The 12212-nt window shown below is 61.4% G+C and carries 13 protein-coding genes; 9 read left to right on the top strand and 4 right to left on the bottom strand.

Features of this window, described 5'->3' with window-relative positions; translation table 11 throughout:
* Positions 1-119 precede the first annotated feature (119 nt).
* Positions 120-593 carry a universal stress protein gene (locus ACWGXF_RS08360; protein WP_012836812.1) on the top strand — a complete coding sequence of 158 codons (474 nt, stop codon included), beginning with the start codon at positions 120-122 and terminating at the stop codon, positions 591-593.
* Between the two features lie 55 nt (positions 594-648).
* Here ACWGXF_RS08360 and ACWGXF_RS08355 read toward each other — a convergent pair whose 3' ends face one another.
* Together ACWGXF_RS08355 and ACWGXF_RS08350 are read right to left on the bottom strand one after the other, a co-directional pair.
* Complete coding sequence (locus ACWGXF_RS08355; RefSeq protein ID WP_050788965.1) at positions 649-1128, bottom strand: hypothetical protein; 480 nt, start codon at positions 1126-1128, stop codon at positions 649-651.
* Positions 1129-1166: 38 nt separating this feature from the next.
* On the bottom strand, positions 1167-1691 hold the full coding sequence (locus ACWGXF_RS08350; RefSeq protein WP_012836814.1) for a MarR family winged helix-turn-helix transcriptional regulator: 525 nt from the start codon (positions 1689-1691) through the stop codon (positions 1167-1169).
* Positions 1692-1807: 116 nt separating this feature from the next.
* Between ACWGXF_RS08350 and ACWGXF_RS08345 the strand changes: the two genes are divergently transcribed.
* The 8 genes from ACWGXF_RS08345 to ACWGXF_RS08310 all read left to right on the top strand — a co-directional run bounded on the left by ACWGXF_RS08345 (position 1808) and on the right by ACWGXF_RS08310 (position 10516).
* Positions 1808-4120 carry a bifunctional salicylyl-CoA 5-hydroxylase/oxidoreductase gene (locus ACWGXF_RS08345; RefSeq protein WP_452101835.1) on the top strand — a complete coding sequence of 771 codons (2313 nt, stop codon included), beginning with the start codon at positions 1808-1810 and terminating at the stop codon, positions 4118-4120.
* A 145-nt stretch (positions 4121-4265) separates the two neighbouring features.
* Entirely contained in the window at positions 4266-5036 is a 771-nt protein-coding gene (locus ACWGXF_RS08340; RefSeq protein ID WP_452101834.1) for an SDR family NAD(P)-dependent oxidoreductase, read from the top strand.
* A 21-nt stretch (positions 5037-5057) separates the two neighbouring features.
* Entirely contained in the window at positions 5058-5912 is an 855-nt protein-coding gene (locus ACWGXF_RS08335) for an enoyl-CoA hydratase family protein (protein WP_256629643.1), read from the top strand.
* Position 5913: 1 nt separating this feature from the next.
* Entirely contained in the window at positions 5914-7077 is a 1164-nt protein-coding gene (locus tag ACWGXF_RS08330) for an acyl-CoA dehydrogenase family protein (RefSeq protein WP_256629644.1), read from the top strand.
* A 53-nt stretch (positions 7078-7130) separates the two neighbouring features.
* The gene (locus tag ACWGXF_RS08325) at positions 7131-8741 is read left to right on the top strand and encodes a benzoate-CoA ligase family protein (protein WP_003065612.1); all 1611 of its coding nucleotides are present in this window, start codon (positions 7131-7133) and stop codon (positions 8739-8741) included.
* 77 nt (positions 8742-8818) lie between these two features.
* On the top strand, positions 8819-9280 hold the full coding sequence (locus ACWGXF_RS08320; RefSeq protein ID WP_256629645.1) for an acyl-CoA thioesterase: 462 nt from the start codon (positions 8819-8821) through the stop codon (positions 9278-9280).
* 2 nt (positions 9281-9282) lie between these two features.
* Positions 9283-9675 carry a RidA family protein gene (locus ACWGXF_RS08315; protein ID WP_012836821.1) on the top strand — a complete coding sequence of 131 codons (393 nt, stop codon included), beginning with the start codon at positions 9283-9285 and terminating at the stop codon, positions 9673-9675.
* Between the two features lie 169 nt (positions 9676-9844).
* Positions 9845-10516 carry a GDSL-type esterase/lipase family protein gene (locus ACWGXF_RS08310; RefSeq protein WP_012836822.1) on the top strand — a complete coding sequence of 224 codons (672 nt, stop codon included), beginning with the start codon at positions 9845-9847 and terminating at the stop codon, positions 10514-10516.
* Positions 10517-10554: 38 nt separating this feature from the next.
* Here the strand turns inward: ACWGXF_RS08310 and ACWGXF_RS08305 are convergent, their stop codons facing one another.
* Both ACWGXF_RS08305 and ACWGXF_RS08300 read right to left on the bottom strand, forming a co-directional pair.
* A complete protein-coding gene (locus tag ACWGXF_RS08305) occupies positions 10555-11769 on the bottom strand; it encodes a phospholipase A (protein ID WP_452101833.1) in 1215 nt (404 codons plus the stop codon).
* A gap of 50 nt (positions 11770-11819) precedes the next feature.
* A complete protein-coding gene (locus tag ACWGXF_RS08300; RefSeq protein WP_003065599.1) occupies positions 11820-12143 on the bottom strand; it encodes a hypothetical protein in 324 nt (107 codons plus the stop codon).
* Positions 12144-12212: the final 69 nt, after the last annotated feature.

The following is a 12212-nucleotide window of genomic DNA, read 5'->3' as shown; positions in this document are numbered from 1 at the left end:
CCCGCTATTTTCCCAGATGCCCGCAAGCACTGCTGCAATAGCCGGTGCTTGCCCCAGATTCGCAACCCGTCTTTGCAGCCTGGGCCTACACTGGTGCGCAAGACGAACAGGAGGTTGCCATGCTCAAGATCATGATTGCGGTGGATGGATCGGATGTCGCACTTGAGGCCGTACGCCACGGCATCAAGCTTTTGCAGAGCGGACTGGATGCTCACTTTGTAATAGCTCATGTGCAGAAGGAGGCCACGCTGCTGGAGCTTGCAACCACAGATTCAGATCTGATCGCCAACGCCAGCATCGAAGCCGGCATGGATCTGGTGGCGCCTGCACAGGATCTTCTCAAGGAGGCAGGGGCCTCCTATGAAGTAGAGATCAGCCTGGGCGAAGAGGCCAATACCCTGATCGATATTGCCGAGAGCAATGAATGCGATCAGATCATCATCGGTGCCACGGGCCAGAGCGGCCTGGGCAGCATTCTGATCGGCTCGGTCTCACGCGAGGTGGCCAGACACAGCCGGCTGCCGGTGACGATTGTGAAAATGCCCGAAGTGGCCGAGGCGGATGACAATTCCGCTGAAGATGCTGATTCCTGATTTGATAGCGCTATGCGCTTGACCAATAAGCACTGGAAGGAGATTTGATGGGAGATCAGGCCGCACGGCGCTGCTGGCCGGATTCGCGTCTTTGCCAGCTGCTGCGGCTGCCTGCACGATGGGCTGCAAATTTGCCATGCGGCATGCTGGCCAGACGCATCAGCATCCAGCGGCAATAGCCTTGCACGCTCAGGCATTTGTTGATTTCTTCTTCGGGCAGCGGGCCGGAGACCACGACCAGCCGGTTTGCGCCTTCCCAGTCTCCTGCCATGCGCAGACGGCGTTGCGCGCCCATGGCCCAGGAGTGAATGCGGGTGGGGTGACCATGCTGGTGCACGCGACCGGTGATTCGGTCAAACGCGATGGCGACCAGCTCGGTCTTGAGACGATAGGGGCGCTCTCCCGTGATGGCGTTGGGTGCATCACGCATGTCGTAGAGATAGTAGAACCCGGACTTGAGCCGATATCGCAGATGCAGTAAATCCATGAACCATGCCCCCCAAGCCTGTGTCACGCAGGACTGCGTGCAGGGCATTCTCCATGAAATTGTCACAAAACGGTGTTTTTTCGGGCTCAGGCACTTTCTGGCGAGCTCAGCACCTGTCTGAGCTTGCCCAGTTGTTCATACAGATCGCTGGCGTTTTTGCTGCCCAGCGGAGTCAGCAACTGCTCAAGCCATAGCTCATGCGCAGCAGCCATGGCCTTGAACTGCTTTTTGCCCGAGCGGGTCAGGCGCACGATCATGGAGCGGCGGTCTTCCTCGTCAGCCACGCGTTCCACCCAGCCTTCGGCCACCAGTTGATCGGTCAGTCCGGTCACATTGCCGCCGGTCACCATCAGATATTCCGACAGGGTCTTCATGCGCAGACCTTTGGGAAAGCGGCTGAGTTGTGCCAGGTAGTCAAAACGAGGCAAGGTCGTGCCGAACTCTGTGCGTAGCTGGCTGCGAATGACTTGCTCGATCTGTGTGCTGCAGGTCAGAAGGCGCAGCCACAGGCGCACGGCCTGATGGTCGGAGTGGGACAGGCCAGCCTCGCGTCCCGGGGCTTCGGGCATGTCGATGGAGAAATCCGGATTGTGTTGGGCCATGGTTGGCATGGTGCGCAAACTAGCGTGCTTTGGGTTCAGGGTTTGGCCGGATTCTAGTGAAAATTTCATGCATTAATAATTTAGATATAAAGTAATTTTTCAAAAGCCAGGAACGGATCACTGTCATGAAAATTGTCTGCATAGGTGGTGGCCCCGCCGGCTTGTACTTCGCTTTGCTGATGAAGCAGATGAGCCCTGCGCATGAGGTGACGGTGGTGGAGCGCAACAAGCCCTACGACACCTTTGGCTGGGGCGTGGTTTTCTCCGATGCCACCATGGACAATATGCGCGACTGGGACCCGGTGACAGCCGCGCAGATCGAGCAGGCTTTCAACCATTGGGACGATATCGAGTTGTTGTTCAAAGGGCGCAAGATTCGCTCCGGAGGACATGGTTTTGTGGGGATTGGCCGCAAGCATCTGCTCAATATCCTGCAAGCACGATGCGAACAGCTGGGTGTGAACCTGGTGTTCGAGACCGATGTGCAAAGCGACGAGGACTATCCGGATGCCGACCTTGTGATTGCCTGCGATGGCGTGAACTCACGCATCCGCAGCAAGTACGCCGACGTCTTCAAGCCCGATATCGTCACCCGCCCCAATCGCTATATCTGGCTGGGGACGAACAAGGTCTACGAGGCATTCACCTTTGATTTCGTGCGCACGCCGCATGGCTGGTTTCAGGCGCATATCTACAAGTTCGACGACAAGACCTCGACCTTCATCGTGGAGACCACGGAGGAATGCTGGAAAGCCAGCGGTCTTGACACCGCCGATCAAGAGCAGTCCATTGCCTTCTGTGAAAAGTTGTTCGCGGACAATCTTCAGGGCGAGAAACTGATGACCAATGCCCGCCATCTGCGCGGCTCGGCCTGGATCAACTTTCAGCGCGTGGTCTGCGATCAGTGGTGGTTGAAAAACCGCAAGGGCAGCCATGTGGTGCTGATGGGCGATGCCGTGCATACAGCACATTTCGCCATTGGCTCAGGAACCAAGCTGGCGATCGAGGATGCGATCGAGCTGGCTCGCCAGTTCAAGCTGCGGGGTGATGCGGCTGCGCATATTCCCGAGGTGCTGGCGGCCTATCAGGAAGCGCGTCGCGTTGAGACGCTGCGCATTCAGAATGCGGCCTGGAATGCGATGGAGTGGTTCGAGGTCTGCGGCCAGCGCTATTGCGACCAGCTGGAGCCCGAGCAGTTCATGTACTCCATGCTCACGCGCAGTCAGCGCATCAGCCATGAAAACCTGCGACTGCGTGATGCGCAGTGGCTTGGCGGCTATGAGAAATGGCTGGCCGAAAGAAGCGGTGTCGCGGTCGATGCCAAGGCGCCGCCGCCCATGTTCCTGCCCTATACCCTGCGCGGCATCACGCTGAAGAACCGTATCGTGGTCTCTCCCATGGCACAGTACTCTGCGGTTGATGGCGTGCCTGGTGAGTTTCACCTCGTTCACCTGGGTGCGCGTGCGCTTGGCGGCGCCGGTCTGGTGTTTGCCGAGATGGCCTGTGTCAGCCCCGAGGGGCGCATCACGCCTGGCTGCCCGGGTACTTATAGCGCTGAGCAAAAGCAGGCCTGGAAACGCATCAGCGACTGGATTCACACCAACACCGATGCCAAGTTCGCCATGCAGATCGGCCATGCGGGTGCCAAGGCCTCGACGCGGCTGGCCTGGGAAGGTACGGATCTGCCGCTGGAGCAGGGCAACTGGCCCGTCATGGCAGCGTCGGAGCAGCAATATCTGCAGGGAGTGAGCCAGATCTCCAGGGCCATGACACGCGCCGACATGGATGAGGTGCTGCAGCAGTTTGTGCATGCTGCGCAAATGGCGGCCGACATCGGCGTGGACTGGCTGGAGCTGCATTGTGCGCACGGCTATCTGCTGTCGGGCTTTATCTCGCCGCTGACCAATCAGCGCAGTGATGAATATGGCGGCAGCCTGGAAAACCGCTTGCGCTACCCGCTGGAAGTGTTCAAGGCCATGCGTGCCGTTTGGCCGCAGGACAAGCCCATGTCCGTGCGCATCTCTGCCCATGACTGGGTGCCGGGCGGCATCACGCCCGAAGATGCGGTACAGATTGCCAAGGCCTTCAAGGCCGCAGGTGCCGATCTGATCGACTGCTCATCGGGGCAGGTCAGCAAGCTCGAAAAGCCGGTGTTTGGCCGCATGTATCAAACCCCGTTTGCAGACCGCATCCGACAAGAGGCCGGTATTGCGACCATGGCCGTGGGCGCGATCAGCGAGGCCGACCATGCCAACAGCATCATTGCTGCAGGGCGTGCCGATCTGTGTGCGATTGCCAGACCGCATCTGGCCAATCCGGCCTGGACGCTGACCGAGGCCGCCAAGATAGGCTACACGCCTATCGTCTGGCCCAAACAATACTTCCAAGGCAAGCGCCAGATGGAAGCCTTGTTCGAGCGCGAAAAGGCCTTGAAATGAAGCACCCCCTGAGCCGCTGCGCGCCTTCCCCCCTCTCTCCACACGCTGCGCGCTATGGGAGGGGGCGGCACCCGTGGCGTGGGGTGGCTCTTCCTTGGTGTCCGTGTGGCGGTTCGCGCCAGTTTCGTGAGCGATGGAGAACTCAATGACAGGCGATCTGAACGATCAACATGCGCTGGTGACAGGCGCGGGCCAGGGCATTGGCGAGGCGATTGCACGCCAGTTGCTGGCGCAGGGCGCTCGCGTCACGGTGCTGGGGCGTCGCGCCGAGCCGCTGCAAAAACTGGTGGAAGAACATCCCGGTCAATGCCGGATGGTACTGGCCGATGTGGCGGATGAATCACAGGTGAAAACGGCGTTTGAAAAGGCAGTGGCTGCGCAAGGTGCCATCAGTATCCTGATCAACAACGCAGGTCAGGCCGGCAGTGCACCATTCATGAAGATGGATGCCGCGCATTGGCAGCAGATGCTGGCCGTCAACCTGAGCGGCACCATGCACTGCATTCAGCAAGTGCTGCCGGCCATGTCCGCTTCGGGCTGGGGGCGCATCGTCAATGTGGCCAGCACGGCCGGTTTGGTGGGCTATGCCTATGTCGCCGCCTATGTGGCGGCCAAGCATGGCGTGGTGGGTCTGACACGAGCTCTGGCGCTGGAGTACGCCAAGATCGGGATCACCGTCAACGCCGTCTGCCCCGGCTATACCGAAACCGAGATTGTCAAAACCAGCATTGACCGCGTCGTAGCCAAGACCGGCCGCACACCAGAGCAGGCAATGGCCGAGTTCGTCAAATCCAACCCTCAAGGCCGCCTGGTACAGCCGCACGAGGTGGCGGACGCCGTGCTGTGGCTATGTGGGCGAGGCGCATCAAGTATTACCGGGCAAGCCATAGCCGTCGCTGGTGGCGAAGTCATGTGAACCGGATCTTTGGAGACAGACATGAGCGAATATGCAATCGATCCAGCGCTGCAAGCTGGCAATCACAAGCTGCTGGCGGGATATAAGGCCACGCATTTCCAGTGGCAGGTGACAGATGGTGTGGCCACCATCACCCTCAATCGCCCGGAGCGCAAGAATCCGCTGACGTTTGATTCCTATGCCGAGCTGCGCGACCTGTTTCACCAGCTCAAGTGGGCGCAGGATGTGAAGGCCGTGGTGCTGGTCGGCGCCGGCGGCAACTTCTGCTCGGGTGGCGATGTGCATGAAATCATCGGTCCGCTGGTCGCGCTCAAGGCCCCCGAGCTTTTGATGTTCACCCGCATGACGGGCGAGCTGGTCAAGACCATGCGTGCCTGCCCCCAGCCCATCATTGCGGCAATCGATGGCGTATGTGCGGGGGCTGGGGCCATCATGGCCATGGCCTCGGACATGCGCCTGGGCACTGCGCGCAGCAAGACCGCATTCCTGTTCAACCGCGTGGGGCTGGCGGGCTGCGACATGGGGGCCTGCGCCATGCTGCCGCGCATCATTGGTCAGGGGCGTGCGAGCGAGCTGCTCTATACGGGACGCAGCCTGGGTGGCGAGGAGGGCGAGCGCTGGGGCTTCTTCAACCGTCTGTGCGAACCTGAGAGCGTGCTGGCCGAGGCGCAGAAGCTGGCTGCCGATCTGGCTGCCGGTCCCAGCTTTGCCAACGGCATTACCAAGACCATGCTGCACCAGGAATGGGCCATGACCATAGAGCAGGCCATCGAAGCCGAAGCCCAGGCCCAGGCCCTGTGCATGCTGACCGAGGATTTCTCGCGTGCCTATCACGCGTTCGTGGCCAAGCAAAAGCCAGTCTTTCAAGGAAACTGATATGGCAGACACCAGCTATCTGAAGTGGCCTTTTTTTGAAGCCCATCACGCTCGTCTGGCCCAGTCGCTAGATGCCTGGGCCAGGCAGAACATTGCGCATTCCCATGGCCCCGATGTGGATGCCGAATGCCGACAACTGGTCAAGGCCCTGGGCGAGGCAGGCTGGCTGCGTCATGCGGTTGCGGGTACGGCCTATGGCGGTGCGGGAGAGCATATTGATACAAGAGCCATCTGCCTGATCCGGGAGACTCTGGCGCGTCATAGCGGGCTGGCCGACTTTGCGTTTGCCATGCAGGGTCTGGGTTCGGGGGCGATTTCTCTGGCGGGCAGCGAGGAGCAGAAAAAACGCTATCTGAGCCTGGTGGCCAGGGGCGATGCGATCTCAGCCTTTGCGCTGTCCGAGCCCGACGCCGGCTCGGACGTGGCGGCCATGGCCTGCGAGGCCAGGCTGGAAGGTGATCACTATGTCATCAACGGCGAGAAGACCTGGATTTCCAACGGGGGGATTGCCGACTTCTATGTCGTTTTTGTGCGTACCGGCGAGGCTGCGGGTTCGCGTGGTCTGTCGGCACTGATCGTGGAGGCCGGCACCCCGGGCTTTGAGATTGCCGAGCGTATCAACGTCATCGCGCCACACCCGCTGGCGCGTTTGAAGTTTTCGAACTGCCGCGTGCCTGCCGCCCAGCTCGTGGGCGCGGCCGGCGAGGGCTTCAAGGTGGCGATGCGCACGCTTGATGTGTTCCGCACCTCGGTGGCCGCCGCATCGTTGGGCTTTGCGCGTCGTGCCATGGATGAGGCATTGCAGCGCGCGACCAGCCGCAAGATGTTCGGCGGCGTGCTGGCTGATTTTCAGCTCACCCAGGCCAAGCTGGCGCAGATGGCCACGCAGATCGACAGCGCGGCGCTGCTGACCTATCGCGCAGCCTGGTTGCGTGACCAGGGCGAGAACGTGACAAGGGAAGCCGCCATGGCCAAGATGACGGCGACGGAAAACGCCCAGCAGGTGATCGATGCCGCCGTGCAGATCTGGGGCGGCCTGGGCGTGGTCAGCGAGCAGCCTGTGGAGCGCCTTTACCGGGAGATTCGCGCCCTGCGCATCTACGAAGGCGCGACCGAGGTGCAGCAGCTCATCATTGGGCGTGACCTTATCAAAAGTCATAGCTGATGGCGCTTTTGTATCAAGCGTTTGATCCTGTTTTTGCCTGAAAGATCGGAATCATGTCGTACACCGCGCATATCGATACCTTTGCTGCCGACAACCTGCCACCGCCCGAACAGCAGCCCGAGTTCATTTTCGAGCTGCCCGAGCTGCGGTTCCCCGAGCGCCTGAACTGTGCTGTGGAGCTGCTGGATAGACATGTGAGCGAGGGGCGCGGCGACCGCTTGTGCATTCAGGCCGAAGGCCTGCGCTGGAGCTATGCGGATCTGCAGCTCAAGGCCAATCGCATCGCCAATGTGCTGACGCAGGAGCTGGGACTGCAGCCGGGCAACCGCGTGTTGCTTTGCGCACCTAACAATCCCATGATGGTGGCCTGCTGGTTTGGCGTCATCAAGGCCGGGGGCATTGCCGTGGCCGCCATGCCGCTGCTGCGGGCCAAGGAGCTGTCCACCATCATCGACATAGCGCAGATCAGCCATGCGCTGTGCGATGCGGCACTGCGCACCGAGGTGCAGGGTGCGCAGGAAAAAACCAGCACGCTCAAGGCCGTGCGCTATTTCAACAGTGTGGAAGCCGATGCACTGGAGCGCCTGATGGAGCGGGCGGGCGATGACTTCCAGGCCGTGGAAACTGCAGCCACCGATACCTGCCTGCTGGGCTTCACCTCGGGCACCACGGGCGTGCCCAAGGCCACCATGCATTTTCATCGTGATGTGATGGCGGTCTGCGCCTGCTGGCCCGTGCATACGCTGCGTGCCAATGCCGACGATGTGTTCATAGGCAGTCCTCCGCTGGCATTCACTTTCGGGTTGGGGGGGCAGGTGCTGTTCCCTATGTCCATCGGGGCCAGCATGGCCTTGCTGGAGAAAGCCGGCCCCGTGCAATTGGTTGATGGCATTGAGCGATTTGGTGCCAGTGTGGTGTTCACTGCGCCCACGTCCTATCGTGTGATGGCCCAGCAGGGCGAACGCATCCGCCGCACCCGGCTGCGCAAATGCGTGTCGGCGGGCGAGGCCTTGACCGCCTCCACACGCGCGCTGTGGAAGGAGGCGACCGGTATTGAAATCATTGACGGCATCGGTTCTACCGAGATGCTGCACATCTTCATCTCGCACCGCGAAGAGGAGGCCCGTCCCGGTGCCACCGGCAAGGCCGTGCCCGGCTATCGGGCCAAGGTGGTGGATGATGCGGGGCTCGAGGTACCGCCCGGCACCGTGGGCAGACTGGCCGTGCAGGGTCCAACGGGGTGCCGCTATCTCAACGACAGCCGTCAGACCAAGTATGTGAGCCGGGGCTGGAATCTGACGGGCGATGCCTATCTGATGGATGTCGACGGCTACTTCGTTTATCAGGCACGCACCGACGACATGATCATCTCGGCCGGATACAACATCGCTGCACCCGAAGTCGAAGAGGCCCTGATGCAGCACGGTTCTGTGGCTGAATGCGCGGTGATTGGCGTGGCCGACAGCGAGCGAGGCCAGATCGTCAAGGCTTTTGTGGTGCTGCGTGCCGGCCATGTGGCCAGCGATGCCATGGTCATGGAGCTGCAGGATTTTGTGAAGAGCCAGGTCGCTCCCTACAAATATCCACGGGCCGTACAGTTCGTCGATCAGCTGCCGCGCACGGCCACGGGCAAGTTGCAGCGCTTTCGCCTGCATCAAACCTGATTGCTATGTTTTTAAAAGCTGCATGCGCCCGATTGAAAAGCGCTGCAGGCAGATTTTGCCGAAGGAATTGCTTGGGTATGAATGAAGTGGCAATGGCTTCAAAACGCTTTGTGACGCAGATGCCGATTCGTTTTGCGCACTGCGATCCGGCGGGCATCATCTTCTTTCCCCAGTATCTGGTGCTGTTCAACGGGCTGGTCGAAGACTGGTTCAACCAAGCTCTGGGCCTGAGCTATGCGGACATGCTGCACAAGGACAAGGTGGGCCTGCCCATCGTGCATCTGGGGTGCGACTTTCGTGCCATCACCCGCATGGGTGAAACCGTGAGTCTGGGCCTGTCGGTTGCCAAGCTGGGCAATCGTTCGCTGACGCTCGATGTGGATTGCACAGGTCCTGAGGGACAGCTGCGCGTGACGGCGCAGAAAGTGCTGGTCTTCACCAGTCTCCAAACCCATCAGGCCATCACTGCGCCGCAACATATCCGCCACGCAATCGAGCGTTGGCAAAGTTCATCCAATCCAACAGAAAACAGGAGTTGAACATGCAAGTACTGCTGCCTCCGGGCTGGCCCCGGCCCAAGGGATATGCGAATGGCGTGGCCGTCAGCGGCCGCCAGATCTATGTGGCCGGCATGATAGGCTGGGACGCCGAAGGCCGGTTTCATACTGACGACCTCGCGGCGCAGGCCAGACAGGCTCTGCACAATATCGTCGAGGTGCTGCAGGCCGGTGGAGCCAGGCCTGAACATATCGTGCGCATGACCTGGTATATCACCGACAAGAAGGAATATCTGGCGCAGCAGGCCGAGATCGGCAAGGCCTATCGCGAACTGATTGGTTCATTCAGCGTGGCCATGACGGCCGTGCAGGTGGCTGCCTTGATCGAGGACCGGGCCAAGGTGGAGATCGAGGTGACTGCAGTCGTGCCCGACTGATTGGCAATCTGCGCACGCATAGCCGCTGGGCCTTGGGCGCAGCGGTTTTTTACGGCTGCTGCTTTGCAGTCTTACCGTTGTGCAACGCGGCTTGCATGGAGGCGGCGGAGGCTGGGCTATCCTCGCGCAGTCCTCCAGCCGTTGCACACCCGCTGTTTTGCGAGATGCCATGAAGCCGATATTTGACCCGTACCGACGCCATGTTCTTCAATGCATGCGTGCCGCAGCATTGCTGACAGGTGGTGCCATGCTGCTAAGCGCCTGTGGCAAGAAGACACCCAAGGCCGCAGCCGTTCCTGCCGGGGCTACCGTGCTGGCGCTTGGTGACTCCTTGACGCAAGGTGTTGGAGCCAGCGCAGATGCCGGCTACCCCAGCCTGCTGGCCGAGCGCACGGGTTGGAAGGTGGTGAATGCAGGTGTTTCGGGCGAGACCAGCAAACAGATTGCGGACCGTCTGCCGGGGCTGCTCGATGAGCACGGGCCATCGCTGGCGATTCTGTGCGCCGGTGGCAACGACTGGCTGCAGCGCAGGAGCGAGCAAGTTGTGCAGGGCGAGATCACGCGCATGCTGCAGCTGTGCAAAGCCAGGGCGACGCCCGTGCTGCTGGTGGCCGTGCCGGAGCTGAGTCTGAGTGCAGCGTTGACGGGGCGCATGAAGGATCACTCCATCTACCAAACCTTGGCCAAGGACAACCGGGTGGCATTGCTGGCCGATGCCTGGAGCGAGGTGCTGGGCAATAGTGCCTTGCGCGCCGATCAGGTGCATGCCAATGCCGCAGGCTATGCGCGGTTTACCGAGTTGCTGGTGGCTCAGGCCCGGGCTTCTGGCTTTCTGGCGTAAATCACGGCTCGGCCCAGCGGCTGCGGACCAGGCCGGCTTCAGAAGTCCAGCAGGCTCAGGCCCACGCTGAGTACCGTACGCTTGTTGTTGTAGTCGATCAGACTGTCGCCATAGCCGCTGAACAGCTGAACATGCAGGCGCAGATTGCTCTTGCCGCCGTTCCAGCCTTCGCCCAGGGTGCGCAGCCACTCGATACGACCGGAGCCCTTGCCCTGGCCCAGCGAACCGCGTGCAGTCAGGCCCAGATAGTTCTGCTCGTTGACGTTCCAGCCCAGCTTGACTTCACCGCGACCGATGTAGTCCTGGATGTGGGGGTTGTCGTCCTCGAGCGCGCTCTCCTTCATGCGCTGCCAGGCCTTCAGATGCAGCTGCCAGCGGTTGCCCAGCTCGGCGCCGGTCATCAGATACCAGCGGTTCCAGCTGCGCGACAGCGGGTTGCTCTGGCCGTTCGACTGATGAGCTATGCCTATGCCCGAGTAGCGCCAGCGCCAGCCCAGCGGCAGCTGGGCGTCCGTCGGGTAGACGTAGAAGACCTCGGGCTCGTGGTCGGTGGTGCGGAAGGGCCGCGAGATATCGCCGTTGAACAGCTGCCAGTAGGACTGCTGGGTATAGCCGAACCACAGCGAATCCTTGCCCTTCGAGGTAGGGCCGGTCAGCAGGCCGGAGGCAATCTTGGTGCGGGCCGAGAGCTGCAGGCGCATCTCGTGCTTCTGGTGGGGCTGCTCGGTCGCCAGGCCGCGGCTGGGCGAATAGGGCTGCTGATTGACCTCGTCGCCCACGACCACGGAGACCGACATGGGACGGTAGCCGCGGAAGTTGAAGGTGCCGCAGTCCGTGCCGGGCTCCAGCTCGAAGTAGCGCGACACCTCGGTGTAGCGCGGATCGCGGCAGCCGCCGTTGTTGGGTGAGAGACCCAGGCCGCTGTCGGCGCTGGCGACAGTCGCCCCAGCCGCACTGGCGGGCGCGGCATCGTTCGCCGAGGCGGTAGCAGCAGTGAGAGCCGGCGCAGCTTGTGCGCTGGCTGCAGGTGCACTCCAACCGGTGGCCGGGGGCGCAGCCGCCGGGCCTTGCTTGTGTGCCCAGGCATCAAAGCAGGCCAGGCGGTCGTTGTTGCTGGTGGTGGCAGCACATTGCTGCCAGCTTTCGGGGGGCGGCAGTTCCGCGCTGCTGGCGGTGGTTGGGTTCAGGCCGCCGACCAGTGCCAGGCCGATGCTCAGGGTCAGGGGGGGCGGGGTGAAGAAGCGAATACTCATGGGGTCAATCAATGCACAGGCCGGTTGCGGTTGGCAACACCCAGCCCTGCTCAGGGTTGGGCCTTGCGCATGATGAACGCACGTGGTGGAACATTTTCTCCCTCCTGGTAACTGCCGTGAATTTCTGTACCGCAACTGCCCTCGACCACTTCGCCCAGCCAGGTGCCGGTGATGCGTGAGCCGTCTGCGCTTTCTTCAAGAGTGACCGTACCCTCGTTCACATCGCCCACCATGGGATGGCTGCTGCCCAGGCGGCTGACGCTGCCTTTGACATTGCCTTCCCATTCGGGATGCGGGCCCAGCACCATGCGGGCGGTTTCCTCACTGCCGGCGACGGAGCCCGTCCATACGCCTTGCAGCTGCTTGTCGCTCATCTGCCAGTCTCGCGCGCAAGTGCTGACAGGCTTGGAGTCAAACTGCGCGCAAGCTGTTATGGAGAAAGC

This window comes from Comamonas sp. HJ-2 (genome assembly GCF_053615495.1).
Note: the sequence above shows the minus strand (reverse complement) of the source record. Positions and strands in the feature narration are given on the sequence as shown.